At 54.1% G+C, this 24,375-nt stretch carries 27 protein-coding genes and 1 tRNA gene; 13 read left to right on the top strand and 15 right to left on the bottom strand.

What is annotated here, in order from left to right:
• On the bottom strand, nt 1-1,794 hold a 1,794-nt coding region (locus AC6F7T_RS09125), incomplete at its 3' end, for a hypothetical protein (RefSeq protein ID WP_500718070.1).
• A gap of 286 nt (nt 1,795-2,080) precedes the next feature.
• On the opposite strand from AC6F7T_RS09125, the gene AC6F7T_RS09120 reads away from it, so the two are divergent.
• Complete coding sequence (locus AC6F7T_RS09120) at nt 2,081-2,308, top strand: DUF2798 domain-containing protein (protein WP_500718068.1); 228 nt, start codon at nt 2,081-2,083, stop codon at nt 2,306-2,308.
• A gap of 8 nt (nt 2,309-2,316) precedes the next feature.
• Here AC6F7T_RS09120 and AC6F7T_RS09115 read toward each other — a convergent pair whose 3' ends face one another.
• On the bottom strand, nt 2,317-3,864 hold the full coding sequence (locus tag AC6F7T_RS09115; RefSeq protein ID WP_500718067.1) for a PepSY domain-containing protein: 1,548 nt from the start codon (nt 3,862-3,864) through the stop codon (nt 2,317-2,319).
• A 192-nt stretch (nt 3,865-4,056) separates the two neighbouring features.
• Between AC6F7T_RS09115 and AC6F7T_RS09110 the strand changes: the two genes are divergently transcribed.
• From AC6F7T_RS09110 to AC6F7T_RS09060, 11 genes are all read left to right on the top strand, one after another.
• Nucleotides 4,057-4,899, top strand: a complete 843-nt coding sequence (locus AC6F7T_RS09110) for a glycerophosphodiester phosphodiesterase family protein (protein WP_500718064.1) — start codon at nt 4,057-4,059, stop codon at nt 4,897-4,899.
• A 167-nt stretch (nt 4,900-5,066) separates the two neighbouring features.
• On the top strand, nt 5,067-5,744 hold the full coding sequence (locus AC6F7T_RS09105) for a PTS sugar transporter subunit IIA (RefSeq protein ID WP_500718062.1): 678 nt from the start codon (nt 5,067-5,069) through the stop codon (nt 5,742-5,744).
• Nucleotides 5,744-7,735 carry a proton-conducting transporter transmembrane domain-containing protein gene (locus AC6F7T_RS09100; protein WP_500718060.1) on the top strand — a complete coding sequence of 664 codons (1,992 nt, stop codon included), beginning with the start codon at nt 5,744-5,746 and terminating at the stop codon, nt 7,733-7,735. The genes AC6F7T_RS09105 and AC6F7T_RS09100 overlap by 1 nt, the downstream gene beginning before the upstream one ends.
• A 1-nt stretch (nt 7,736) precedes the next feature.
• Nucleotides 7,737-9,707: a proton-conducting transporter transmembrane domain-containing protein gene (locus tag AC6F7T_RS09095; protein ID WP_500718057.1), complete on the top strand. Its 1,971-nt coding sequence runs from the start codon at nt 7,737-7,739 to the stop codon at nt 9,705-9,707.
• Nucleotides 9,708-9,721: 14 nt separating this feature from the next.
• Nucleotides 9,722-10,633 carry an NADH-quinone oxidoreductase subunit H gene (locus AC6F7T_RS09090; RefSeq protein ID WP_500718074.1) on the top strand — a complete coding sequence of 304 codons (912 nt, stop codon included), beginning with the start codon at nt 9,722-9,724 and terminating at the stop codon, nt 10,631-10,633.
• A gap of 12 nt (nt 10,634-10,645) precedes the next feature.
• Nucleotides 10,646-11,284 carry a hydrogenase gene (locus AC6F7T_RS09085; RefSeq protein ID WP_500718056.1) on the top strand — a complete coding sequence of 213 codons (639 nt, stop codon included), beginning with the start codon at nt 10,646-10,648 and terminating at the stop codon, nt 11,282-11,284.
• Between the two features lie 4 nt (nt 11,285-11,288).
• The gene (locus AC6F7T_RS09080; RefSeq protein WP_500718054.1) at nt 11,289-12,710 is read left to right on the top strand and encodes a proton-conducting transporter transmembrane domain-containing protein; all 1,422 of its coding nucleotides are present in this window, start codon (nt 11,289-11,291) and stop codon (nt 12,708-12,710) included.
• Nucleotides 12,707-14,224, top strand: a complete 1,518-nt coding sequence (locus AC6F7T_RS09075; protein WP_500718052.1) for an NADH-quinone oxidoreductase subunit D-related protein — start codon at nt 12,707-12,709, stop codon at nt 14,222-14,224. The genes AC6F7T_RS09080 and AC6F7T_RS09075 overlap by 4 nt, the downstream gene beginning before the upstream one ends.
• A gap of 11 nt (nt 14,225-14,235) precedes the next feature.
• Nucleotides 14,236-15,000 carry an NADH-quinone oxidoreductase subunit B family protein gene (locus AC6F7T_RS09070; RefSeq protein WP_500718050.1) on the top strand — a complete coding sequence of 255 codons (765 nt, stop codon included), beginning with the start codon at nt 14,236-14,238 and terminating at the stop codon, nt 14,998-15,000.
• Between the two features lie 234 nt (nt 15,001-15,234).
• Complete coding sequence (gene tadA / locus AC6F7T_RS09065) at nt 15,235-15,723, top strand: tRNA adenosine(34) deaminase TadA (RefSeq protein ID WP_500718047.1); 489 nt, start codon at nt 15,235-15,237, stop codon at nt 15,721-15,723.
• Between the two features lie 10 nt (nt 15,724-15,733).
• Nucleotides 15,734-15,821: transfer RNA gene (locus tag AC6F7T_RS09060), tRNA-Ser, on the top strand.
• Nucleotides 15,822-16,031: 210 nt separating this feature from the next.
• Here AC6F7T_RS09060 and AC6F7T_RS09055 read toward each other — a convergent pair.
• The 7 genes from AC6F7T_RS09055 to AC6F7T_RS09025 all read right to left on the bottom strand — a co-directional run bounded on the left by AC6F7T_RS09055 (nt 16,032) and on the right by AC6F7T_RS09025 (nt 21,123).
• Nucleotides 16,032-16,358: a TetR family transcriptional regulator gene (locus tag AC6F7T_RS09055; protein WP_500718045.1), complete on the bottom strand. Its 327-nt coding sequence runs from the start codon at nt 16,356-16,358 to the stop codon at nt 16,032-16,034.
• 289 nt (nt 16,359-16,647) lie between these two features.
• Nucleotides 16,648-18,375: an arsenical pump-driving ATPase gene (gene arsA / locus AC6F7T_RS09050; protein ID WP_500718043.1), complete on the bottom strand. Its 1,728-nt coding sequence runs from the start codon at nt 18,373-18,375 to the stop codon at nt 16,648-16,650.
• A 111-nt stretch (nt 18,376-18,486) separates the two neighbouring features.
• Entirely contained in the window at nt 18,487-18,840 is a 354-nt protein-coding gene (arsD, locus tag AC6F7T_RS09045) for an arsenite efflux transporter metallochaperone ArsD (protein WP_500718040.1), read from the bottom strand.
• 159 nt (nt 18,841-18,999) lie between these two features.
• Nucleotides 19,000-19,110, bottom strand: a complete 111-nt coding sequence (locus AC6F7T_RS09040) for a universal stress protein (RefSeq protein WP_500718071.1) — start codon at nt 19,108-19,110, stop codon at nt 19,000-19,002.
• A gap of 137 nt (nt 19,111-19,247) precedes the next feature.
• Nucleotides 19,248-20,303: an ACR3 family arsenite efflux transporter gene (gene arsB / locus AC6F7T_RS09035; protein ID WP_500718038.1), complete on the bottom strand. Its 1,056-nt coding sequence runs from the start codon at nt 20,301-20,303 to the stop codon at nt 19,248-19,250.
• Nucleotides 20,304-20,306: 3 nt separating this feature from the next.
• The gene (locus tag AC6F7T_RS09030; protein ID WP_500718036.1) at nt 20,307-20,729 is read right to left on the bottom strand and encodes an arsenate reductase/protein-tyrosine-phosphatase family protein; all 423 of its coding nucleotides are present in this window, start codon (nt 20,727-20,729) and stop codon (nt 20,307-20,309) included.
• Nucleotides 20,730-20,781: 52 nt separating this feature from the next.
• Complete coding sequence (locus tag AC6F7T_RS09025) at nt 20,782-21,123, bottom strand: metalloregulator ArsR/SmtB family transcription factor (protein ID WP_500718034.1); 342 nt, start codon at nt 21,121-21,123, stop codon at nt 20,782-20,784.
• An 85-nt stretch (nt 21,124-21,208) separates the two neighbouring features.
• Between AC6F7T_RS09025 and AC6F7T_RS09020 the strand changes: the two genes are divergently transcribed.
• Nucleotides 21,209-21,562: a metalloregulator ArsR/SmtB family transcription factor gene (locus AC6F7T_RS09020; protein WP_500718031.1), complete on the top strand. Its 354-nt coding sequence runs from the start codon at nt 21,209-21,211 to the stop codon at nt 21,560-21,562.
• Nucleotides 21,563-21,710: 148 nt separating this feature from the next.
• Here AC6F7T_RS09020 and AC6F7T_RS09015 read toward each other — a convergent pair whose 3' ends face one another.
• The 6 genes from AC6F7T_RS09015 to AC6F7T_RS08990 all read right to left on the bottom strand — a co-directional run.
• Nucleotides 21,711-21,878: a TOTE conflict system archaeo-eukaryotic primase domain-containing protein gene (locus AC6F7T_RS09015; protein ID WP_500718028.1), complete on the bottom strand. Its 168-nt coding sequence runs from the start codon at nt 21,876-21,878 to the stop codon at nt 21,711-21,713.
• Nucleotides 21,879-21,995: 117 nt separating this feature from the next.
• A complete protein-coding gene (locus tag AC6F7T_RS09010; RefSeq protein ID WP_500718026.1) occupies nt 21,996-22,286 on the bottom strand; it encodes a type II toxin-antitoxin system RelE/ParE family toxin in 291 nt (96 codons plus the stop codon).
• Nucleotides 22,283-22,516, bottom strand: a complete 234-nt coding sequence (locus tag AC6F7T_RS09005) for a type II toxin-antitoxin system ParD family antitoxin (protein WP_500718023.1) — start codon at nt 22,514-22,516, stop codon at nt 22,283-22,285. The genes AC6F7T_RS09010 and AC6F7T_RS09005 overlap by 4 nt, the downstream gene beginning before the upstream one ends.
• A gap of 177 nt (nt 22,517-22,693) precedes the next feature.
• A complete protein-coding gene (locus tag AC6F7T_RS09000; protein ID WP_500718021.1) occupies nt 22,694-22,843 on the bottom strand; it encodes a CcdB family protein in 150 nt (49 codons plus the stop codon).
• The gene (locus AC6F7T_RS08995; protein WP_500718019.1) at nt 22,843-23,076 is read right to left on the bottom strand and encodes a type II toxin-antitoxin system CcdA family antitoxin; all 234 of its coding nucleotides are present in this window, start codon (nt 23,074-23,076) and stop codon (nt 22,843-22,845) included. The genes AC6F7T_RS09000 and AC6F7T_RS08995 overlap by 1 nt, the downstream gene beginning before the upstream one ends.
• A gap of 694 nt (nt 23,077-23,770) precedes the next feature.
• Nucleotides 23,771-24,375 (bottom strand): porin family protein (locus AC6F7T_RS08990; RefSeq protein ID WP_500718016.1); only part of this gene is annotated, 605 nt, incomplete at its 5' end.

The following is a 24,375-nucleotide window of genomic DNA, read 5'->3' as shown; positions in this document are numbered from 1 at the left end:
TACTGTGCCGGCCAGGTTAAGGGAACCCCCGGCCAGCGCGCTCATATCATTGGCGGAGAGATATTCAAGGTTCTCGATCGTTAGTGCTGCAATGTTCATTTGCAACGACGGTGCGTGCCAGCGCGCCGCACCCTGCAGGGTCGCAACGGGAATCGACAGGCCATGACCAGTTATTGTGGTTTGTATGTTCAAATCCGCCACCGCGAGTTGCTCCTGCTGCCAGTGAAAGCTGCTGCTGATGTGGCTTGTCGCGACGTCAAAACCGGCAGCATGAAGACCTTCAGCGATCAAGTTGAAATGACCCTGGACCGCGTCCGCGGCAGGATTCAGCTGGATCTGTCCGGCGAGCCACCCTTTTTTCTCGACCAGGTGTGGCCAGCGGGAAGGGCTAAGGATTTGCGCCAAAGAGCCTACCGGGGTTCGGTGCAGCTGTGCAACCAGTTGCCCGGAATTGCCCTCTACCGTTAGTAGGGGCACTCCCCTCAGATCGAGTTTGAGGTTACCGGACAGGGCATCAATAGCGCCCTGCACCTGGAAGTTGCCACGGAAGGGCGATCGATCTGCAGCCTCAACACCGGCGGATGGCTGCGGCCGAAGGCTATGAAAATCACCGCTCAGCTCTAGAACCTGGTTCAGCCAGTTGGTCCGTGCTGTCCATTCAAGGCCACCGCTGACGGGCAGGGCTTGGTCTTGGCCTACGACCTTTGGTATCCGCGCCAGATCGCGGAAAGTTCCTTGTCCTGTGGCAACCACATGCCCATCCGTTCCCTGCACAGCAAAAGATACGGGGGAGCCTTCTGCCAGTTGCGCTTCGCCGACGGCCTGCCACTGGTGCCGATCTCCGGCACCACTCAGCCGCAGATTGTTTGCCTGAAAACGCACGTCACCTTTTGTCAGTTGCAGCGCTGCAGCGGCAAGTTGGCCTTGCACCTGCCCTCCACGTATTTCTACCCCCAGGCGCAGGTTCTGTACGGAAAAGTCGACGTCAGGCGCAAGTAGCTGTTGCATCCCTGCGAGCGCCAACCAGGGGTCCAGTTGTGCCCGGTCAACGTGAGCCAGCACCAGTTCTCCCCCGGCGGCCAGCCCTTCGGCGGCAGGGCGCAGGGTTAAGGGCGTTGTGAGCAGTGAGTGGCCATCGATGTTCACTTCATTCAGTTGCACTTGCAGTTGCGGATCGGTCTCCCATTGCCATTGCCCGGAGGTAGAGAGCTTAAGTGGCGTCTCCCCTTGCACCGTAACCGTCAGACGAAAACTTCGCGATGGTGCATGATGCAGATCGAATTCAATGGCGCGCACTGCAACCACCTGATCCGTTAACACAAGATCAAAGCGACCACCGGTAACTGTCAACAGGTCGATGCTGATCGGAGGTTTGCGCAATCTGAAGGGGGTGGAGTTGTTATTGTCAGGTAAAAAGGTCGGGTTAAAATAGACTTCCGGTTGTTCCACCCGCAGGGAATCGAGTCGCCCACGCCATAAGTTTCCGAGGTTGAAATCCAGGATCAGAGCGGGCACTGTCACGTAATAGAGATCGGCATGATCTACTGTCAAGCCACGCATGCGTAGCTGACCACGATCCAACGCGAGCTGTTCAATTGTTACCAGGGCTGCGAGATTTGTGCTCAGAAACTGCTCAAGGCGGGGTTTGGCGATGTTGTTCAGCAGCGGGGTGCGATAATGCCACAAGGCAAACATTATCATCAGCAGCAGCGCCAGCGCTGGAACAGTAAATCCTGCAATCCTCAAGCATTGCTGGAAGCGACTGCGCTGCTGATTGTATCGAGGTGATGTCATCTGCTGTGCGCCCTCCCTTTTGCCCTGCTGTTGCCGCCATCCATGGCGACCAACACCCTTGCCACAGGAACCCCGGCCCTGCGCCAGGACAGCAGTGAATAGTTACCTTTAGCATAGCAAAAGTAGACGCCCTTTCCGGCAGAGATTTTCGCCAGTTGGCGCTGATCAGTGCGAATAAATTGACCGCAACAATGATGCGCGAACAATTCATCTGGAAATTATCACCCTGATCCGCTATGCATATGCAGGGTTCATTGTGTCACTTTTGCCACCAACGGGAGTTGTCATGATTCCGCAAAAGTATGAGTTTTTTGTGTTCACCTTTTTGATGTCGCTGTGTATGTCATTCTTTATGTCAGGAGTGATTACTTTCATCAATATGGGATTGGTTGAAGGGTTTGCCGAGTTGTGGATCGAAGCCTTCATCAAGGCTTTTGTGGTGGCCTATCCGACGATTATGATTGTCGTGCCCCAGGTTCGCCGGGTTGTCAAACTGGTGGTGCGCCAGGGTTGAATATGCTATCAGGTCGTAGTTTCGGCCTTTTTTGTTTGGCGTCGACACCACCAGTCATAGGCTCCACTCAGACACAGCAGCAACAGGATAATGCCACTAAGCGGGATAATCAGCAGATACCAGGGACCAAGCCAGGGTTCGAAGATGCGCCCGTTGTGGAATTCGAACAGGTAATGCCACATCGACATGGGCGCTGCCGCTGCAATTTCAGCGGGCATGACAGGTAATAATGGCTGACCTGCAGTCATCGGCAGCATTCCATCATGGTAGTCGAAACGCACATAGGGCCGGTTACCTGCCATGACCACGCCACTGACCAGGTCATTGCTCTGGTAGGGGTTGCTTTCCTGTAGTCCGGGACGCCGCAGCCGCCAGATTCGTCCCTGATGTTCCTCAACCACAAAGAGCCCGCTGAACGAGCCGATCAGCAGTTGGTCGTTCTCCATCCCCTCTAACACCGTAACCCCCATGCCGTGGATGGGCACCGGGAGCTGCAGGCGCTTAAATTTCCCATCCAGATCGGCCGGGCCATGCCACAGGCCATTCTCGGTTGAGATAACGATGGTGCCGTTGCTGCCGGCAGTAGCGGACTGAATCTTGCCGCCGAAGCCTGCCGAGCGAGGTGAAAAGCGCAACAAGGGGTTGCCCGCATCGAGACTGTGATTGACTGTCGCTAAGAGCAAGGGGGGGCGCAGGAAAATACCCGACCCGGCCAGAATGATCAGGATGACAACAATCCAGATGCCCAGTTTCAAGTGATGTTTCCAGCACCAGCGAAAAAAGCTGCCGGGCGGCTGCCGCAAGGTAGGCCACTTACGATTGCGCCAGGGCACAAACCAGATCACCAGCCCGCTAACGCCGAGAATCACCAGAATGATGGCGCTGATATCCAGCAGGATTTTTCCCGGCGTAGCGAGAATAGCGCCGTTGTGGATGTCGTGCAGTACACGGAATAAGGGAACACCGACGGTGGAATCCTGCTCGGCAACGGCAAGCTTTGCCGGGGTGAAATTCAGGGCTGCGGCCTCTGCCTGCCAGGCAGCTTTTTCCGAAAAAGCGACAATCCGGTCAGTGGTTTTAACCAGCGCCACCATGCGCGGCGACGCTGGAGCGCCCGGCAGGACAACCTGCGCCCAGGGATTGTTACCATGCTTTTGATAGAGTCCACTGCGGGTTGCCGCCAGCAGGATACGATCAGCGGAATCTTGATTGAGAATCACCAGCGCGGCAGTGTCGCGGTCATACGCTGCCGGCGGAAAGCCTTCATCCACAAGGGTGAAACTGCGTCCCTGATCGTCACTGCGGGCAACGCCCGCTTTTCCCGCCAGGTACCAGGTGCCGTCGGCGCTGATGGTGCCGCTACGAACCAGCATACGATTCCAGTTCTGGTAGCTGTAATCGGTCGGCACCAGGCTTTGCGGCGTATCGATGGAGCTGATCCACGCGGGATGATTAAGCAGCAGGCCTGATGCTCCCATGGCCGTCAGATACAGTCCCAGGATCAGTCCCAGATATTTGTGAATTGCGCGGGAAATACGAAAACTGCGACGTGCCATCCATGTTATCCTTGGGTATCTGTTCAGCACCGGGTCAGGACTCCTGTGGCAAGGATAGAGCAGAATAGTTACATCCTTGGCAAATAAATCGATACCTTCTCGTAGGTGCTGTTACCGGAGATTAGCGTAAAAAATGGTGTCAACCTTTGATGCAAATCAATTTTGTTTCTTCTTCGCCACCGGAGAAATGTTTTGAGTGGTTTTTTTGAGCATTTGCCCGCAACAGGTGCCATCTGTGCCCACCGGGGCGCACGTTCCATCGCTCCGGAGAATACCCTGCTGGCGTTCGAGGCGGCTCAGCGCGGTGGTGCTCATTTGCTGGAAACCGATGTGCAGATGAGCGCTGATGAACAGCTGGTGCTCTTTCATGATCGTGGCCTTAAGCGCACCACCAATGTTGCCGATCACCCGGCCTTTGTCGGCAGAGCCCGCAAAGCTCTGACCTCTTTCGCTTACGAAGAATTGCGGTTGCTCGACGCCGGTAGCTGGTTTTTGCAGCAGGATCCCTTCAAAACACTCGCCCAAAACGAGGTTCCTGCAACCATCACCCAGCAAATTCCTGAGCAACGAATTCCCTTGCTTAAAGAGGTTCTTGAGCACTGCCGCACGCATGATTTTCCCATTAATCTGGAAATCAAGGGCAAGCTGCCGCGCGCTAAAATGCACCGCCGTCTTGAGTTGCTGGTGGATGAAATCAAGCGCGCCGGATGTGAGGATCTGATCCTGGTATCCTCCTTCGAGCATGACAACCTGCATCTTCTTAAAACCCTCCGTCCAGCGCTGGCCACAGCGGCTCTGGTCGAAAGAAGCCATCCCCGTCATCTGCTCAACTACCTGCAAGAGCTGCAGGTGGCTGCTTACCATCCCCGTCATGATCTGGTTGACGAAAAACTGATCCAATGCCTTGCTGCCGCCGGTATCAAAACCAATATCTGGACAGTTAATGACCCGCAACGCTTTGGTTTTTTTGCCGCCGCAGGAGCGACCTTTATCTGTACCGACTGGCCGCAGACCATGGCGTCACCAGCGCAGTAGCCCCTGCCGGGGCACAGGGTTGCTCAGCCGCCGGCGCCGACTATTTATCAGATTACCCCACCCCAAAAAGTGTTAGAAGTTTGAAAACATCCATTGACAATGGTGACAATTGAGCATTATATGTCCAAAGATGTCACATGAAATGACATGAGTCGTATGGAGGAGTGATGAATCTTTCAGTCAAGGATGCGGCCAAACTGCTTGCGGTTGCAGAAAAAACTATTTATCGTTGGATTAAACAGGACATTGTTCCTGCCTATAAAATAAACGAAAATTATCGTTTTAATCGCGCCGAACTGCTGGAATGGGCGACCTCGCGCCGCATGGGAGTGTCGGTGGAGGCTTTTAATGAACCGGAAACCGTTGCTCAACCCTTGCCTGCGTTGAGCGAAGCGTTGGAGAGCGGCGGGATTTTTTATCGAGTTGGCGGTGACACCAGAAAAAAGGTGTTGCTGGATGTTGTTAATCATTTACGTCTGCCCGATGAGGTTGACCGCGACTATCTCTTCAGAGTGTTGCTGGCACGGGAAAAAATAGCCAGTACCGCCGTCGGCAATGGTATCGCTTTTCCGCACCCGCGCAACCCGATTCTGCTGCATGTCACCAAGCCGACCGTTACTCTTTGCTTTCTCGAAAATCCGGTCAATTTTTATGCTCTTGATGGTCTGCCGGTAAGGATTCTCTTTACCCTGGTCACGCCAACCCTGCGTTCTCATCTGCATCTGCTGTCGAAACTGGCGTTTGCCCTGAAGAACAAGAATTTCGAGCGGGTTGTTCAGAGCCAGGGAAGTCGGGAAGAAATTATCGCGGCACTCCGGTTGGCTGAACAGAAGCTGGTGCTCTGATGGCTGGATTATGGCTGCTATCCTTGCTGCTGCCGGTATTCGGTGCAATACTGGTTGTGCCTTTGTGTCGCTACGCAACCTTAAGTGCCGGAATTGCCGCAGTGACGACCGTGCTGGCGGCGATTCCCGGTATCTACGTCTCATTTTCCCTGCTGGGTGGTCATCCGCCTGTTTCCATCGCTTATGCCTGGTCATTGCCTGGTGGCGCTTTGCAGATTGATGTTGACGCAGTGAGCGCATTTTTTCTGTTGCCGGTTTTTATTCTGTCCCCGTTGTGTGCCATTTACGGTGGCGCCTATCTGCACCAGGTCAAAGGAAAGCTGCTGGGATTTCACTGGGCTTTTTTTCTACTGCTGGTGGCGTCGATGATCCTGGTCTTAAGCGCTGGTCAGGTCTTTCTGTTTCTCGTTGCCTGGGAATTGATGTCATTGACGTCATTCTTTCTGGTGGCTTTTGATCAACAGGAAAGGGAAGTGAGGCAGGCCGCCTGGGTCTATCTGGTGGCAAGTCACATCGGGGTCACCCTTTTGCTCGGTTTTTTTCTGTATAGCAGCCAATGGAGCGGCAGTTTGTTGTTTTCTGACTTTCAGGCGTTGAAGTCTATCTCCCCAAGCCTGGCAACCGGACTGTTTCTGCTGGCGGTTACAGGTTTTGGCATCAAGGCCGGGTTGTTCCCCCTGCATGTCTGGCTGCCGGAAGCTCACCCGGCGGCTCCCAGCCACGTGTCGGCGCTGATGTCGGCGGTCATGGTTAACCTGGGAATCTACGGGATCCTGCGGGTTGTGACCTGGTTGCCGCAAGCACCCGCCTGGTGGGGACTGTTGCTGGCCGGATTCGGCATTGCAGGGGCGCTGTACGGCATTGCCCTGGCCGCCGTTCAGCAGGATATCAAGCGCTGTCTGGCCTATTCCACGGTGGAAAATGTCGGGATCATTTTTGTTGGTCTCGGTGTGGGGATCTATGCCGGCGCTGCGGGTTTCCCCGGCGTCGCCCTACTCGCTTTTGCCGGGGCGCTATTACATCTGTGGAACCATTCGTTGTTTAAGGGGATGCTGTTTCTCGGCGCCGGGAATCTGGTACACGCAACCGCTACGCGCAACATGAATCAGTTAGGTGGCTTAATGAAGCGCCTGCCGGCCACCTCGCTGCTGCTGATCGGCGGCAGTGTCGCGATTACCGCGTTGCCGCCGTTCAACGGTTTTATTAGTGAATGGCTGATCTACCTGGGGTTACTCCACGGTGGACTGGAGATGCCACGGGCCATGGGGCTGCCGCTGTTGCTCCTGGTAAGTCTGCTGGCGCTGGTTGGTGCGGCGGCCATCCTGGTGTTTGTCCGGTTGGTGGGAATTTCCGTATTGGGCAACCCGCGTTCGGCAGCGGCAGCTAGTGCCCATGAAGGGAGCATCTTGCTGCTGGCACCTCCCGCTATTTTGTTGGCTGGTTGTGTGCTGATCGGACTCAATCCGTTGCCGGTGCTGGATCTGCTCAGGGCTCCTGTGGTGTTGTTGATCAAAACGGAGTTGCTGCCGGTGCTGACGTTGACCGCATTTACCGGGCTGGGTCGGGGGGTATGGTTGCTGTTGGCGTTGATTGTCGGCATGGCCTTGTTGCTTTTTGTGCAACGTTACCGCCATCCTGCTGTCGTCGCAGCAACCTGGGGCTGTGGCTTTGCCCTGCCGAATAATCGCATGTCCTACAACGCCACGGCCTTTAGCGAGCTTGCTCACAATCATTTGCTGCCGCGTACCCTGCGCCCGGAAGTTGTAGCCGCGCCGGTAACAACATTTTTTCCTCAGGCAGCACAGCTGTCGCAACAGTCATCCGATCCGGTTCTGAATCGCCTGCTGCAACTGTTTTTCACCAGGATAGCAAATCTGTGTCAACGGTTGCGCTGGTTTCAGCAGGGGCGTTTGCCGATTTATCTGCTCTATATTTTTCTGACCTGTATCGGCCTGATGATCTGGTCGCTCCGGATTTTTGGTGGAGGTTGAAATGTCCTGGTTGCTGACGGCAGTGGCTCTAGCCGGACTGTCCGGCGTTCCCGGGCTGTTTATGAATCGCTATGGCAGTGGCGGTGAGCGGATCGCTTGTGCTTTGATCGTTGCTGCCGCACTATGCGGCCTCGGCGCTGTAGTCCAGGTTTTTTATGATGGTGATGCGTTGCTGCTGGCCTGGTCGTGGAAGATCCCCGGGGCAGCTTTTATTGTGCGTCTGGACGCTCTGGCGGCATTTTTCCTGATGCCTCTGTGCCTGGTCGCGGCAGCGGGGGCCATTTACGGACTGACGTATATGGCCCAATCCCACCACCCTGAAAACGGCAGACAGTTCCGCTTATTTTATGGCCTGGTAGTGGCAGCAGTGATGCTGGTGGTCTGTGCCGGCAACAGCTTGTTATTTCTTTTTGCCTGGGAGTTGATGGCTGTTTCCGGATTTTTTCTGATCACTGCGGATGACCAATTGGAAGAGGCCCGCAAGGCGGGTTTTGTTTATCTGGCGGCCTCCCACACCGGCGTTTTGGCCCTGCTCGCCATGTTCGTGTTGCTGGAACAGGGCAGCGGATCTTTTACTTTCCCAGCGGCTGGCCTGTTGGTTGCTCAAGGTGGGTCGGCGGCGGCGATATTTCTGTTGGGCCTGTTCGGTTTCGGGCTGAAGGCGGGCTTGATTCCGCTGCACATCTGGTTGCCTGCCGCCCACGCTGCCGCGCCGAGTCACGCATCGGCCCTGCTGTCCGGTGTGATGATCAAGACCGGTATTTACGGACTGACGCGCCTGACCTCATTTTTCTGTGAGATTCCATTCTGGTGGGGAGGATCCCTGCTGGCGCTGGGGGCCCTGTCGGCGGTGTTCGGGGTGGTTCTGGCCCTGGCACAACATGATATCAAACGCTTGCTGGCTTACCACAGTGTTGAAAATATCGGCATCATTGCCCTAGGTCTCGGCATGGCGCTGGTCGGTCGCAGTCTGGGAGAGCCTCTACTGGTGATGCTTGGTTTGGGGGGTGCCTTGTTACACGTCGTCAATCACGGGTTGTTTAAATCATTACTGTTTTTAAGTGTCGGCTCCGTGGTTCAGGCAACAGGGACGCGTGATCTCAGCCAATATGGCGGTTTATCAAAGCATCAACCGCTGACGGCTTTGTTGTTTCTGGGCGGCGCGGTAGCGATCAGCGGATTGCCACCTTTTAATGGATTTATCAGCGAGTGGTTGATTTACACGGGTGTTTTTTCCAGCGCCGGGAAAGATGTTGGCGGTGGCATCGCCATTCTGCTGATTGCCCCGGTGCTGGCGCTGACCGGAGCCCTGGCCCTGGCCTGCTTTGTCAAGGTTTTTGGCATGACCTTTCTGGGTCATCCCCGCAGTGACGCTATCGTTCAGGCCAAGGAGGCACCGGCATTGATGCTGGCGCCGATGATGGTGCTGTTGGGCTTATGTGCCTGGATCGGGTTGCTGCCGCAGACGCTGGGCCCGTTGTTGCTCAAAGCTGTGGGCGACTGGAACAGCGCAGCCCTGGAAATGCCGACAGCCATGCCGCTGCAGTCATTGACCAATATCAGTGTTTTTGCCTGGGTGCTATTGCTGACCTGTGGTTTGTTGTTCTGGTGGTTACAGCGCCGCCGGCACCATGTGGTGCCCGGCCTGGGGACTTGGGGCTGTGGTTATCAGCTACCAAATCAACGCATGCAATACAGTGCCGGCTCCTTTGCCGACACGATAGTCGCACTGTTCCGCTTTGGACTCTGGACCCGGCGCCATGGCGGGCAGGCCGGCGGGTTGTTTCCCGCAGAGGAGCACTTTGCCTGCCATACGCCCGATATCGTTTTGGATCGGGCGATATTACCGGCAAGTAGTGGTATCAGCTGGTTGTTTGTGCGGTTGCGGTCATGGGTGCAGAACGGACTTCTGGCATTTTATCTGCTCTATATTGCCCTGACGCTGATATTTTTTCTGTTGTGGTTTATGTGATGGAGTCAATGATGATCGTCGGCATTCTTATACATCTTCTATTGCTGCTGCTGTTTGCGCCCTTGCTGGCGGGGATTATAGCCCGTACCAAAGCCCTGTTTGCCGGGCGACGCGGTCAGCCAGTGTTGCAACTCTATTTCGATCTGCTGCGCCTGGCACGCAAGGGATCGGTGATCAGCAAAACCACAACCTGGGTGTTTGCGGCAGGTCCGGTTATCGGACTGGTCGTTCCGCTGATCGCCGCCTTGATGATTCCTTTTGGCACCTTCAAGGCTCCTTTGTCTTTTGATGGCGATCTGATTCTGTTCGTTTATCTGTTTGCCCTGGCGCGCTTTTTTACTGCGGCAGCGGCCCTTGATACCGGATCGAGTTTTGAAGGGATGGGGGCGGCGCGCGAAGTGACTTTCTCCTGCCTGGCGGAACCGACCATCATGTTTGCGTTGCTGGTGCTGGCCAAATTGTCCGGCGGGTTGTCACTCGATGTCCTGTTGGGAGATCACTTAAGTGCTTCCTGGCGCGGTGGTTCCGGCCCGGCGCTGGGACTGATTCTGGTATGTTTGTTCGTCGTTCTGCTGGTTGAAAATTCGCGCATCCCTTTTGACGATCCCAATACCCATCTTGAACTAACAATGATTCATGAGGTGATGGTTCTCGATCACAGTGGCCCTGCCTTCGGCATGATCCTCTATGGGGCTGCCCTCAAGCTGATGGTGCTGGGTACGCTGGTAGTGAATCTTGCGCTGCCCTGGGCAACCCCATGGTGGGCTCTTAACCTGTTGCTCTATCTGGCAGGACTGGTGCTGCTGGCAATGTTGATCGGTATCGTTGAATCCGTTATGGCGCGACTGCGACTGGTGCGGATTCCTCAGGTACTGATCGGCACCACTCTGATTTCCGTTTTTGCTCTGGTCCTGGTGCTGCGTTAAGGAGAAAACTCGATGACCGATATCAACAGCATGCTTCTGCTGGTGGTAATCCTGCTGAACTTTTTCATCCTCGGCAGTGCCAGACTGGTTGCCTGTATTCGCGCCGTTGCCTTGCAGGGAGCTTTGCTGGCCCTGTTGCCGGTGACGATTCACGGCTTTTCCATTCATTCATTAGGACTGGCGGGCGGGGCCTTTCTGTTTAAGGGGGTGCTGATCCCCTGGTTGTTGTTGCGGGCGATTCGTGAGGTGCGTATCCGCCGCGAGGTCGAGCCCCTGATCAGTCTGGTGGCGACCCTGTTCCTTGGGGCCATGACGACGGTGGCGGCTTTTCTGTTTGCCGATCAGTTGCCCCTGATTCATGCTTCTCAGGCCGGGGTTCTGGTACCCGCTTCCCTGGCCACCATGTTGGCTGGTTTTCTGTTGTTGATGACCCGGCGCAAAGCGATTACCCAGGTGGTCGGTTATCTGATGCTGGAAAACGGTATTTTTATCTTTGGCGTTCTTCTCTCAACGGCCATGCCGCTGGTTGTCGAAGCTGCGATACTGCTCGATCTGCTGGTGGCCGTGTTTGTTATGGGGATCGTTCTGAATCACGTCAATCGGGAGTTTTCGTCCATCAATATTGAACGCCTTTCGGCGCTTAAGGAATAACAAGATGCTGATCTCTCTGGTTCTGATCCCTGTGTGCCTGGCGGCGCTGTCCCTGGTGTTGCCCTGGCATCAGTTGCGCTCCTGGTTGTTGCCGACGGCCGGAATTATTCAACTGGGACTGGTCGTCCTGGTCGTGCTGGCAAAACCGCAGGCGGGTGAGTGGATCGGTCTTGATGCCCTGTCCACCCTGGTGTTGCTGGTCACCAGTATTCTTTATCTGGGCTGCGCATTTTATGCTGTAGACTATCTGGCGCTGCGGCAGGATCGCGGTAACCGGATTATTGTTCCCTGTCTGCTGGTTTTCCTGGCGGCTATGTCGCTGGCGATTATTTCCCGGCATTTGGGGCTGATGTGGGTGGCGGTAGAAACGACCACCATCGTCAGCGCCCCGCTGATCTATTACAATCGCAATCGTCTGTCGATCGAGGCGACCTGGAAATATCTGCTGTTGTGTTCGGTGGGGATTGCTCTGGCGATGCTCGGGATCATGTTTGTTGCTTATTCGGCCGTGGGTGGTCAAACCGAGGTTAGTCTGCAACTCGACTGGTTGCTGGATACGGCGCCGCAGTTGAGCAAGCCCTGGCTGCATGCCGGCTTTATCTTCTTGCTGGTTGGTTACGGAACCAAAATGGGGCTGGCACCATTACACAGCTGGAAGCCTGACGCTTATGCCGAATCGCCGGCGCTGGTTGGTGCGTTGCTGGCCGGCGGGTTGACGACGGTTTCTTTTCTGGCGATTCTGCGCGGCGTACAGGTGATGTCCGCCGCCGGGGATCTGATCATGGCGCAACAGGCGCTGATGGGGTTGGGGTTGTTTTCCATGCTGATTGCCGCGATATTTATGGTGCGGCAGCCGGATATCAAGCGGATGCTGGCCTACTCGTCGGTCGAACACATGGGTATTCTCGCTCTGGGTGTCGGGATTGGCGGGTTGGCGACCTTTGGTGCCCTGTTGCACCTGGCCAACAATGCCCTGACCAAGGGCTGCCTGTTTCTCACCGCCGGCAACATTCAGCGATCGTACGCCAGTAAAAACCTCAGAGAGGTGCGCGGGGCTCTTAGCTGTCTGCCGCTGTCGGCCGGTATTTTCCTGACCGGCTTTCTGGCGATCACCGGGGCGCCGCCTTTTGGTCCTTTTTTGTCTGAATTTACCATCCTGCGAGGGATTTTTGCCGGTGGCCACCCATGGATAGCGGCAGCGTTTCTGATCCTGCTGGCAACGATCTTTATCGGTATGGGGGCAACGGTTCTCTCGGCAACGCAAGGGGAATCTCCGCGGGTTTCAGCACAGTTTCGTGATCGCCTGCTGCTGGTTGCGCCGCCGTTGTTGTTGTTGGCGTTGGTCCTCTGTCTGGGAATTTATATGCCTGATCCGCTGAAAGAGTTGTTGGAAGCCGGGGTTGCGTTACTGGAGGTGACCTCATGAGTCGACTGAAACCTGCGCAGATATTACGCAATGGCGATAGTGTTCCGCTGGCCGAAGTGACGATTCTGGAGATGGACGCATTTTTCACCGCGGTCAAACAGGAAGCGGCGGCGCAGGGGCGGGTTGTTGCTCTGTTTGCATCACCAGCCGGTGACGAGTTTGATCTGTTTGCCCTGATCGCTCATGACTGGCAGGGAACCCTGGCCCTGTTGCGTACCCGAGTGGTTGATCGCTACCCCTCGTTGACGCCGGAATTGCCCGCAGTGCATCTGTTTGAGCGGGAGATAGCCGAGCAGTACGGGGTAGTTGCCGAAGGGCATCCGTGGTTTAAGCCGGTACGTTTTCATCGCAGCTACAGCGCCGGCGATGCCTGGGGCCGGGATCAGCAGCCGTTGATTCCCGGCGATATGGACTACTACCGGGTTGAGGGGAGTGACGTCCATGAGGTGGCGGTTGGTCCTGTTCATGCCGGGGTGATTGAGCCCGGACATTTTCGTTTCCAGTGTCACGGCGAGAAGGTGCTGCACATGGAGATCTCTCTGGGCTATCAGCATCGCGGTCTGGAACCTCTGCTGCAGGGTAAGCCGGGGCCGGCCACCATGCAGCGACTGGAGACTGTCGCCGGTGACAGCACCATCGCCCATGCCACAGCCTATGCCCGGATCTGTGAATCTTTGAGCCATACCGCCGTTCCCCCGCGGGCCGAAGCGATTCGGGCCCTAGCGCTGGAACTGGAGCGCCTGGCCAATCATGTTGGCGATATTGGCGGTCTGGCCACCGATATCGGTTACCTGCCGACCGCCTCTTACTGTGGCCGGCTGCGCGGTGATTATCTCAACCTCACGGCCGATCTATGCGGTAGTCGTTTTGGCCGGACGCTGGTGCGACCCGGAGGGGTAGCGTACGACATCGACAAAGATCGCGCTGAGAAGATGAGCAAGCAACTCGCGCTGGTGACGCGCGATACCAAGGGGGCTTTGGCGCTGTTTTTTGACTGTCCATCGGTGCTGGCGCGGCTGGAAGGAACAGGTCAGGTTGCTATGGATGATGCGGAAGCTCTTGGTCTGGTCGGGGTTGCCGGCCGGGCTTGCGGTCTGGCGGTTGATGCACGACTTCATCACCCCTGGGGAGCCTACATCAGGAATTTTGACCAGGCGGTATTTGAGGAAACCGGTGATGTCCATGCCCGGGCAAAGGTCAGACAGCGCGAAATTGTCAACTCAATCAGCTGGGTTAAACAGGCCCTGTCTTCCCTGCCCGACACGGAATTGAGCCGTCCGGCCGGAGCGCTCGCCCCCGAGTCGCTCGCTGTCACGCTGGTGGAGGGCTGGCGCGGCGAGGTGGCTCATGTCGCCCTGACGGACAAGCAAGGCGCTTTTTGCCGCTATAAAATCGTTGATCCATCTTTTCGCAACTGGAGTGGTCTGGCCATGGCGTTGCGCGATGAACAAATTTCTGACTTTCCACTATGCAATAAGAGTTTCAATCTCTCCTATTGCGGTTTTGATCTGTAAAAGGGCTGACCATGCTCAAGATTTTGCGTGAACGGTTTCGTCAGGGCTATCGAACTTTCCCCTATCTAAAAAAAGATCCAGTGATAGCGGAACGCTTTCGTGGACGACCGCAGTTGCCGATCGAGCCTTGCGCCCTAGACTGCCATGCTTGCCGGGACGCCTGTCCTTATGGGGCTGTTCAAATTGACCAGGGCAGAGTTGGCATCGACCTGGGGCTCTGCACCTTTTGCGGAGATTGCGCCACAGCCTGCCCTTCTGGAACATTGACCTTCAGTTGTGATCATCGCCTGGCAACCCGGAAACGGGACGATCTGCGCGTCGGCCCCGCCGAACTGCAGCTGGCGGCGGCGTTGGATGAGCGCATGAAAAAGTTGTTTGGGCGCTCGCTGAAGCTACGCCAGGTGTCCGCCGGGGGCTGCAATGCCTGTGAAGCGGATATCAACGTGCTTGGCACCCTGGTGTTTGATCTGGGGCGCTACGGCATCCAGTTTGTCGCGTCGCCGCGCCATGCCGACGGGCTGCTGATCACCGGCCCGGTCACAGAAAACATGAAAAGCGCCCTGCTTGATACCTATGCGGCGGTGCCCGAGCCGAAACTGGTGATTGCATCCGGGGCTTGCGCCATCGGCGGCGGACCGTTTCGCGGCAGTCCCGAGGTCAACAACGGTATTGGTGATCTGTTGCCGGTTGATCTCTATATCCCCGGTTGCCCCCCGCATCCCTGGACAACCCTCGACGGCTTGTTGCGGTTGCTCGGGCGTCTGGAGAGAAGATAGTTTCCGTCCCGAAATGGTTCTTTTCCGCCGTGGCGGTGTCAATCTGCAGCCTTGTTTGTGCGGCGTAAAGTACTACGCCTTAAGCTCAAGCCCTTGATTTCCTAGCCACAACGAAAAATTCCTCATTTCCGATTCGGAAACTTATGTGTGCCTACCTGGGGTTTCCGTGTGGTGGCAATTGATCTTGAACCGCTTCGATAATCGTGATAGAAGCACTGCAGCATGGAAACAGGGATGATGGGTACAGAGCGTGACCGCTATTTCATGGAGGCGGCTTATGCTGAAGCGCTGGTCGCTGAGCAACTTGGCGAGGTTCCCGTCGGCGCTGTTGTTGTCTACGCAGATCAGATTGTCGGTCGTGGTCACAATCTGCGCGAGACCAGCAATGATCCCACCACCCATGCCGAGATGGTCGCCATTCGCCTGGCAGCGCAGCATCTTGACTCTTGGCGTCTGCTCGATTGCACCATCTATGTGACCCTGGAGCCCTGCGTCATGTGCATGGGGGCAATTATTCTGGCGCGAGTCCCGCGACTGGTGTACGCTTGTCGTGACCCGCGCGTCGGCGCTGCCGGTTCCATTTACAACCTGGCTGAGGATGAGCGCTTCAATCACCGGGTTGAAGTAACCGAAGGCATTCTTCAGCACCAGTGCAGTCAACAGCTGAGCGATTTTTTCCGCAGACTCAGGGAGCAAAAGAAAGAACAGAAAAACAACAAATAGTGACACTCACGGAGGGGTGTCCGAGAGGTCGAAGGTGACAGACTCGAAATCTGTTGTAGCGCAAGCTACCGTGGGTTCGAATCCCACCCCCTCCGCCAATCTCAAGAAGGCCATCCCATTGGGGTGGCCTTCTTGCATTTAGGAGTTTGAGGGCTGGGATTCGAAGCGAAGCGAACGCTGACTTGATGTCAGAAAAGCGGCCAGGACGGCCGCGTCAGTGAGTGTAGGGGAGCCGACGCAGGAGCCGCCGTGATGGCGGTGACGTAGTGGGATAATCCCACCCCCTCCGCCATCAAGAAATCAGGGGCTTAGCCAATTAAAGTTAAGCCCCTGATGCCCCTGATGTGTTTGAAAAAAGCTTTATACGTGTATGTGCTACCCATCATGCAGACCGGTGCCATACCGTCCATGAACTCCGCGCGCTTCATAAACAACAGGCATTCCATGGTGATGGGATGACGATCAGTCTCTTCATAAACCAGTTCAGCAAAAGCCCGTAATTGCTGCTGGAGAGTGCGGGCTAGGTTTTCCTTATTGCCAAACAGATTGTAAATCGCACCAGTGCGGACACCGGAGGCCTCGACAATTTGGGGGATCGAGACGCGATGATAGCCCTTTGTGACGAACAGCTCCAAGGCACAGTCTAGAACCTGGCGGTACTTTTTCCCGGGTCGATCGTTCTCACTTTTGGCAGCATAGTCAGATTCTCAATTTATTAAATTAATGGGGGGGTGCGGCTATCCTAACAAAAGACTACAAATTATGGCTGTTTCAATCCCTTTATTGAGTGATCTTGTGACCTATGAAGCAAGGGAGTGTGTAGAAGGCCGACCCGACCACATAGCACGACTGACAGATTGGATTGAGCGCCGGCCAGTCGCTTCCAAATACTGTGGGAACCAGTAGCAGGGTATGGATCCTCTCTCATGCCGCCATGCTGATCGGGAATGCCTGCCAGGGAATCAAAAAAGTCGGCAGATTTTGCCCGACGACTTCGTCAATATAACGGTATTCGCGACTGCGGCGCTGTTGCAACAGCGGATCGCTGACCGTCAATGGAGCCAGGCTCTGGTTGATGACCCAGCCGGCTGGTTCAATGCCGGCGCGGCGCAGATCTTCTTGCAGGGCCAGCGCTTCATGTACCGGCGTCGCCTCCGGGAGGGTGACCAGAAAAACTCTGGTGAAGCCCGGGTCACGCAAACGCGGCAACAGCTGGCGCACTGCCTCGGGGATATCGCTCATGGAACGTGAAACCTCACGATGATAGGATTCAGACGCATCCAGCAGCAGCAGGGTATGACCGGTAGGGGCAGTGTCGATGACCACAAAGCCTCCGTCCCCTTCAGCGACCACGCGGGCAAAGGCTCGAAACACCGCGATTTCCTCGGTGCATGGCGAGCGCAGATCTTCCTCCAGCAATGCCCGCGCTTCATCATCCAGATCAGCACCGACGGTGGCGAGCACGTCCTGACTATAGGCTGCGGTTTCGGCCGCCGGATCAATCCGGCTGACCTGTAAATTTGCCATATTGCGGCCACCCAGAGTCTGGGCGACATGCGCTGCCGGATCGGTAGTCGTCAGGTGGACCTTTTTGCCGCTTGTGGCCAGTGCCGTAGCCAGATTGACCGCCAGGGTGGTTTTGCCAACGCCGCCCTTGCCCATGGTCATGATCACCCCGCCGGACTGTGAAGTAAGCTGTTTGAGCAGATGATCAAAAGACTCCGGCAGTGGCGATTCGACCGCTGAAGTTGGCACCGCTGGCGGTGTACTCCCTGGCGTGAAAAAATTACGTAACGCGTCGATCCCCACCAACTCTGCGCCACTTAATGGGATGTCGGTGCGCGGCAGAGACTTGAGAGCAACCGGCATGGCTGCCAGGGCATTTTGACCGCGTTTGATTAAGGCCATCGCAATCGGGTCCGAACTATTCTGCAGTTGCAACAAACCGTTCAGTACCAGATGCTGGTTACGTACTCCCAGTTCTGCAAGTTCCGCTGCTGCGCGAGCTGCCTCAGCCAGCGGTGACTCATCCGGGCGACTGACAACCACCACCAGGGTTTTATCCGGGTCGGCAAGGGCCTGGCGCGTGGCGGCATAAAGCTGTTGCTGGGCCTGAAGACCGGCCAACGGTCCGAGGCAGGAAGCGCCACTCGCATTGGTGTCGATAAAATCACTCCACGCCGCCGGTAATGACAGCAGACGCAGGGTGTGGCCGGTGGGGGCGGTATCGAAAACAATGTGATCAAAATCTTTGGCCACTTCCGGATTACCCATTAAACTGGCGAACTCGTTAAACGCCGCTATTTCCACCGTACAGGCGCCGGAAAGTTGTTCTTCCATGCTGGTGATAGCGGCGTCGGGCAATAGACCACGATAGGGGGCAACCATCTGTTCGCGATACGTCGCGGCCGCTTCGACCGGATCGACATTGGCAGCATACAAACCGTCTACATCAGGAACCGGAACCGGCTCGGCAGACAGAGGCAGACCCAGAACTTCGTCTAGATTGGAAGCTGGGTCAGTGCTGACCAATAGCACTTTATTTCCTTGATCGGCCAGAATGATGGCGGTTGATGTTGCTGTTGTGGTTTTTCCAACCCCCCCCTTACCGGTAAAAAACAGATTGCGTGGGGCGTTGTCGATGAATTTCATTTAGTTTCTCCTGTGAAAATTTTGAGCTACAAAAAGTCTCAAGCCGGTCAAAGCCGGCTCGATAGGTGTTGTAATTATCCTGCGACCGCAGGATCAGCATTTGCCCGGACTTCAGCCACAGGCTGTTGTTGGTTGTTTGACCGCTTCTTGTTCAAACGTGATACCAGCCTCGGCCAGGATAGTGACAAATTTATCCAGAGTCGGATAACTGCCCTTGGCCAGTATTTTATCGTCGACAAAGGTCAGGGGGAGCACCGAGGGGCCATCAGTGCGCAATAATTCGCTGACTTGCGTATTGTCAACAAAGGCACGCGGTTCACTGGAAAGATTGTAGCGCTCCACGGTAACTCCTGCTTGTTCAATCTTGCGCAGGGTCTCCTGCAGTTTGCTCAGCTTGGGGTCGACGGAGGGGCCACACACACCGCTGGAGCAACACATGGCCGGATCATAAATAGCTATTTTCATTGGGTTATTTTCTCCTTATCAATTTATTAACAAACCCTGCAAGATCAGGTCGGAGGGTTCTGTTTCATCATCTGCACCATGCTCATCATCTGTTGCATGGCTACATCCTTGTATTAAGCTGTTTTCAATTTTAAAAATAAATGGTTAGAGTGATATTCATCAGTTGCGCATCGGTATCAGTAAAACCGGAACCGGTGAATGACGTACAACATTGTGGCTGACACTTCCGAGGAAAAACTCGCGGACAAAACCCCTCCCCTGGGTTCCCATGACGACCATTTGCCCACCATGTTCCTTGATCAGGCGGCAGATTTCTTCATGGGGCATGAGAAGCCGGCGAAAGATCGGTCGCGACAATAAAACGTGTAAGCATGATATATCTCCTTTAACAGTCCCGAATCCCAATGTTAAGGGTGTGCGGCAGGAAACCAATTCTTGGTGCGATTGGCGTATTTGACCAGGGCCAGCATCAGCGGCACTTCCACCAGCACCCCGACAATGGTCACCAGCACCACCGGCGAGGCGGCACCGAACAGGGTAATGGCGACGGCCACAGCCAATTCAAAAAAGTTGGAGGCACCGATCATGCCCGCAGGTGCGGCAATGTCATGGGTCATGTGGCACTTGAGGCAGCCGACATAAGCGAGAAAGAAGATGAAGATTGTCTGAATAATCAGGGGAATCGCAATCAAAACAATATGGAAGGGATTACTGAGGATGACTTCCCCCTGAAAGGAGAAAATCAGCACCAGGGTCAACAACAGACCACCAATGGTGATGTTGTTGAATTTGGGGAGGAACTCCTTGTTGAAATACTCTTCTCCCTTGTTTTTCAACACCCAGCTGCGGGTAGCAATGCCGCTGACGAGGGGGATAACCACGAACAGAAACACCGACAGAAACAGGGTGTCCCAGGGGATGCTGATACCACCGATACCGAGCAGCAAAGCAACAATCGGTGTAAAAGCGATCAGGATGATCAGATCATTGGTGGCGACCTGAACCACGGTGTATGCCGGGTTACCACGGGTTAAGTGGCTCCAGACAAAAACCATGGCGGTACAGGGTGCCGCGCCTAGAATAACAGCACCGGCAACGTATTCCTTGGCCAGTTCTGCCGGAATAAAAGGACTGAAGATCACATAGAAAAACAACGAAGCGATCCCAAACATGGTGAATGGCTTGATCAGCCAGTTGACAATCCAGGTCATGTAAAGCCCACCCGGATTTTTACGCACATTTTTAATGCTGGTGAAGTCGACCTTCATCATCATTGGATAGATCATCAACCAGATCAATACCGCGATAGGAATCGATACTTTGGCATATTCAAGTTTGGCCAGAGCTGCCGGGATCGCCGGCAAAAATTTGCCGATCAGCACTCCGCCAACCATACAGAGAACAACCCAGACCGTCAGGTTCTTCTCGAAAAAACTGATTCCTTCCAACTTTTGTTTCGTCATCCCTTAGCTCCCTGCCAGTTCGTTACGAAAATAATCACCCAGCCGGGCGCGGATCTCGTCCCGGACCCGGCGGTAAACATTCATCACCTCTTCATCACTGCCGGTCGCTTTGGGCGGATCGTCGAAACCAATATGAATCCGTTTGACGCCACCGAAAAAAAGCGGGCACTTGTCGTTGGCATCACCACACAGGGTAATGACATAGTCAAAGTTCTGCCCTTCATACTTGCTGATATGGTCAGAACTGTTGGCAGAGATATCGATACCAACCTCCGCCATCACCTCAACCGCCCTGGGATTAAGACCATGAGGTTCGGTGCCGGCGGAGAAGGCTTCAATCTGGCCGGCAAAGTCATGGTTCATCAGGCCATCGGCCATCTGGCTACGGCAGGAGTTGCCGGTACACAAGAACAAGATTTTTTTCATGCAGTGACCCTTCTATCTATCCGTATAAGCGAATGAATAACCAACAAAAAAGCTAGCGACATCTCTTGCTTTGCGCATCCGGCAATGCGTTCAGAGCCTTGCGATCCTCGTGTGCCTGATTCGATTCATTGAGTTTCTCTACCAACAATCGCAGCAAATCGTTACCCAGTGCGCTCGCTTGTTTGAGTCGATAAAACATCCAGACCCCGCGCCGCTCATCGTCAACGAGTCCAGCATTGCGTAGATAGGCCAGATGACGTGAAACCGTCGACTGAGGCAACTCCAGCGCCGCCATCAGATCGCAAACACAAAGTTCTCCATCACTTAACAGGGCCAGAATCCGCAAACGGGTTTCGTCCGAGAGCGCCTTAAAGGTGTGAGCGACATTTTTCATAGGCTTAAGATATCTGCTCATGCGGATAAAGGTCAAGCAACGATTCCCAATCTGTTGTCCAAAGTAAAATTAACTTGATTCCATCATGTATTTGGCTATATTGCCCAACATGAAAACAACTGCTGACACCTTCCAACTACAAAAATCTCAACTACTGGCCCGCACCAGGGTGATTAAGGCATTGGCTCATCCAACCCGCCTGTTCATTGTTGAGGAACTGGAAAAAGGGGAACGCTGTGTCTGTGACCTGACGGCGATGATTGGTGCTGACATCTCGACGGTGTCCAAACATCTGTCCGTATTGCGCCAGGCTGGCATCGTCGCCGATGACAAGCGCGGCAATCAGGTTTTCTACTGCTTGAAAGTGCGCTGTATTCTTAATTTTTTTGGCTGTATCGAGTCGGTATTGAAGTCCCAGCGCAGTGATGCGTTACGATAATTAATACCGATTTTTTTGCCCAGAATATTGGCCTTTTTGCCAAATACGAAAACATGAGGTATTCAAGTGGGTCGCTTTACCGAACTGAAAATCCTGTCCCTCATCATTGGCGTCTTTATTCTCTGCTTTTTTTTTGCCCATTGAGTGGCTAAAAAGCAGCGGTCGGATTGAGTCGACCATCTGGGAAGCCCTGTATCTGGTGCGCTGGTATGCCCAGGAGCATGAAGGCCTTGGCATCCTCTCGCCAGTCAGCCTCATCGAAATCAGCCGCGAGGAAATAGCAGCTGTCATTGGTAAGCAGAGGAAAGACGCGCATTGCTCTGAGAAACAGTTTTTGGCAAACCTGTGGAATCTCATAAACCCTGCATTACCAGAAATCCCCGCTAGGCGATCCAGGCTGGGATTTGGTATTCTTATGCCGTAACTTGTGTCGCTAAAGGTGACGCTCAAAATCCATTCTCTGGTGCAATATCCTCACAACATCGATTCCATCATCAGTAAATTTAAAGAAGATAACATGAGAACCCGCTCTTGCTTTTCGGTAGCCCCTCCTCACGTCACCAATATCTACAGATTTTGTGGGGTCACTGGCTGCGTTCCCCATGGCTGACCATAATTCTCTCACATATTTTTCGGCTTGTTCAACGTTCCATTGCAAAAAAGTATAATCCCAAATTTCACTCAGGTCTAATTTGGCCCTGGGAGATAAAATCACTCTACTCATAGGGCAAGGAATTTCTTTTTGTTCGCAATAAAGGCCTCAATATCCAAACTGGTGGAAGGGCCTGAATTCTCCCCCTCAATCAAGGCCTGCCTCAATCGCTCCAGCTTTATGTGATCCTGCCTGATCAGGTCTCGAACATAGTCAGAAGCGTTGGCATATCGTCCAGATTTAACGCATTCTTCAACCCAGTTTTTCATCTGATCGGGCAAAGATACATTCATCGTCGCCATAAAGGCCTCCTTTTGTCGGAATTAATACCAACAATATATGACAGTCTTTGCCATATATCAATCTTTGCCATCCTGACCAATCGAGCTTTGTGGGATTGAGTGTTGCGGGCGGTAATACCGACGAGTGTCAAAAATAGAGCGCATGATGAGAAAATCACCGGAATCGGCTATTGGGGGCTATTTGCGTCCGAAAAACCGTGAGTTGCTGGATGTTTTTATGAGGGGGGCAACGACTCGGGTAAAGAGCATGTCGATCAGTTCATCCTGGAGGTCAAGTAGATAGGCCGCACTGCTGGATGGCGATCTGTAAATATCGAATTTGGCCATCAGAACTGCCTTAAACCTTTACTCCAAAGCCCCTTGCGATCAACATAGTCATTAGCTGCAGCAATTGCATCTTGATTGTTTTTCAACCATTCTTGCCGGTCATGGTCCCTGAGGATCTGCTCCAATCTATCTTCTAAAGTTTTCGATAGATTTATTTTGTTTTCTCTGGCCAGCTGTAAAAGGTCACTCCGAATACTAAGGTTTGCAGATTGCTTGCGAGCCACATTTCCCATAATCACCTCCATGCGCAGTATATGCGCATAACAGCTTTGCAGATTTTAACTGTCAATAAAATCGCCATAAAATCAATGAACCACTGTCTCGAAGGTAGCTGGTTCTGAAACGTGGAAACCTTCCTGGATTTTGTGCCGGATTGATTTTCGGAGGAAAGTCAGGGTGGATTTTCAATTACCGAAAAGCCTGCATTAGCAGAAAATCCGGCTCGGATAGCCAAGCGGGATTTTCGTGACTTTATGGTCGTATTTTTTGGATAAGCTGATTTTTAATGCCCAGTATCACCGGTGATAAAACTGCAGTGCAACGATAAGGTTGGCAACAAGTGTTAAGCTACCTCAGGCTGCGACAAGCTTTTTAACCCTGAGCTCTTTACGATACTGCTCAGCATGAACTCAGGTGCATTAAATCTCAAAGGAAGACGCATATATGGCGATGCTGTGAGGGAGGCTATCACGGTGTTGCCGGAGTTGCGCCTTGCAAGCGCATGGAATTCAGTAGTCTGAAATGGTGACCGCGGCAAAGCCCAACCAGTAGCCGCGTACCGAGTCTTGCGTGATGCCCGGTAGCGGCAACGGCAGTCACCTGCCGTTACTGTGGTCTCACATCGCTGATCTCGTTAGCTATTCCTTCGTTCACTCTTCTTATTATAAATTCCGATTTGTTTCATGCTGGCCGTTGCCTGGGCCCGAATCAAAACTGCCAGGTCACTCCCAGTAGCGGTCCGGACATAGTCACGTCAGCACGAGTACCACCACTTTTATAATCCACGGTCAACTGGCGAAAGCCCGCAGAAGCGTAGAGATGTTGATTGACCTGATAATTCAGGGTCGCGAGGACCTGGCTTGTCATCTTCGAACCTACGCCATAGCCTCCCACATCACCATAAAAAATAGCGGACCACTGCGGCAAGAGACTGACATTGGCGCGCGCAGCTACGATCGGGTCGATAAAATTGAAATTTTTTGAATAATTCACGCCGGCAACAGGGATCTTCACCGCACTGTGCAGCCACCAGGCTCTGGCGCCTACCAGGACATCAAAGCGGATGCGCTCGCCATCAACCAGGCGATACCCGGCTTCGAGAGTAAGGGATGTCTGGCGTATTTCACCTTCGGCGGGAACACCATTCGGTAAGCTGCCTTGTTTTGATAAGGATGCGTAGCTGAAATCACCGAGAAGAACAAAACGGTCATGACGCGCAAACCCTGAAAGAAAAAAGGCACCATCAAGATCTTTAAGAATTTCAGAAAAAGAATCGTCTATCGAGACAGTCGGTCCTCCACGAAAAGGGGTAA

The organism is Pelovirga sp. (genome assembly GCF_059864205.1).
The sequence above is the reverse complement of the archived record's forward strand: the minus strand, read 5'-3'. Positions and strand labels throughout refer to the sequence as shown.

Bases quoted from the DNA above. Each gene is read 5' to 3' on its own strand.
- AC6F7T_RS09120 (WP_500718068.1), top strand. From the start codon at position 2,081: ATGATTCCGCAAAAGTATGAGTTTTTTGTGTTCACCTTTTTGATGTCG.
- AC6F7T_RS09115 (WP_500718067.1), bottom strand. From the start codon at position 3,864: ATGGCACGTCGCAGTTTTCGTATTTCCCGCGCAATTCACAAATATCTG.
- AC6F7T_RS09105 (WP_500718062.1), top strand. From the start codon at position 5,067: ATGAATCTTTCAGTCAAGGATGCGGCCAAACTGCTTGCGGTTGCAGAA.
- AC6F7T_RS09100 (WP_500718060.1), top strand. From the start codon at position 5,744: ATGGCTGGATTATGGCTGCTATCCTTGCTGCTGCCGGTATTCGGTGCA.
- AC6F7T_RS09095 (WP_500718057.1), top strand. From the start codon at position 7,737: ATGTCCTGGTTGCTGACGGCAGTGGCTCTAGCCGGACTGTCCGGCGTT.
- AC6F7T_RS09085 (WP_500718056.1), top strand. From the start codon at position 10,646: ATGACCGATATCAACAGCATGCTTCTGCTGGTGGTAATCCTGCTGAAC.
- AC6F7T_RS09080 (WP_500718054.1), top strand. From the start codon at position 11,289: ATGCTGATCTCTCTGGTTCTGATCCCTGTGTGCCTGGCGGCGCTGTCC.
- AC6F7T_RS09075 (WP_500718052.1), top strand. From the start codon at position 12,707: ATGAGTCGACTGAAACCTGCGCAGATATTACGCAATGGCGATAGTGTT.
- AC6F7T_RS09070 (WP_500718050.1), top strand. From the start codon at position 14,236: ATGCTCAAGATTTTGCGTGAACGGTTTCGTCAGGGCTATCGAACTTTC.
- tadA (WP_500718047.1), top strand. From the start codon at position 15,235: ATGATGGGTACAGAGCGTGACCGCTATTTCATGGAGGCGGCTTATGCT.
- arsA (WP_500718043.1), bottom strand. From the start codon at position 18,375: ATGAAATTCATCGACAACGCCCCACGCAATCTGTTTTTTACCGGTAAG.
- arsD (WP_500718040.1), bottom strand. From the start codon at position 18,840: ATGAAAATAGCTATTTATGATCCGGCCATGTGTTGCTCCAGCGGTGTG.
- AC6F7T_RS09040 (WP_500718071.1), bottom strand. From the start codon at position 19,110: ATGGGAACCCAGGGGAGGGGTTTTGTCCGCGAGTTTTTCCTCGGAAGT.
- arsB (WP_500718038.1), bottom strand. From the start codon at position 20,303: ATGACGAAACAAAAGTTGGAAGGAATCAGTTTTTTCGAGAAGAACCTG.
- AC6F7T_RS09030 (WP_500718036.1), bottom strand. From the start codon at position 20,729: ATGAAAAAAATCTTGTTCTTGTGTACCGGCAACTCCTGCCGTAGCCAG.
- AC6F7T_RS09025 (WP_500718034.1), bottom strand. From the start codon at position 21,123: ATGAAAAATGTCGCTCACACCTTTAAGGCGCTCTCGGACGAAACCCGT.
- AC6F7T_RS09020 (WP_500718031.1), top strand. From the start codon at position 21,209: ATGTATTTGGCTATATTGCCCAACATGAAAACAACTGCTGACACCTTC.
- AC6F7T_RS09015 (WP_500718028.1), bottom strand. From the start codon at position 21,878: ATGCGCGTCTTTCCTCTGCTTACCAATGACAGCTGCTATTTCCTCGCG.
- AC6F7T_RS09010 (WP_500718026.1), bottom strand. From the start codon at position 22,286: ATGAGTAGAGTGATTTTATCTCCCAGGGCCAAATTAGACCTGAGTGAA.
- AC6F7T_RS09005 (WP_500718023.1), bottom strand. From the start codon at position 22,516: ATGGCGACGATGAATGTATCTTTGCCCGATCAGATGAAAAACTGGGTT.
- AC6F7T_RS09000 (WP_500718021.1), bottom strand. From the start codon at position 22,843: ATGGCCAAATTCGATATTTACAGATCGCCATCCAGCAGTGCGGCCTAT.
- AC6F7T_RS08995 (WP_500718019.1), bottom strand. From the start codon at position 23,076: ATGGGAAATGTGGCTCGCAAGCAATCTGCAAACCTTAGTATTCGGAGT.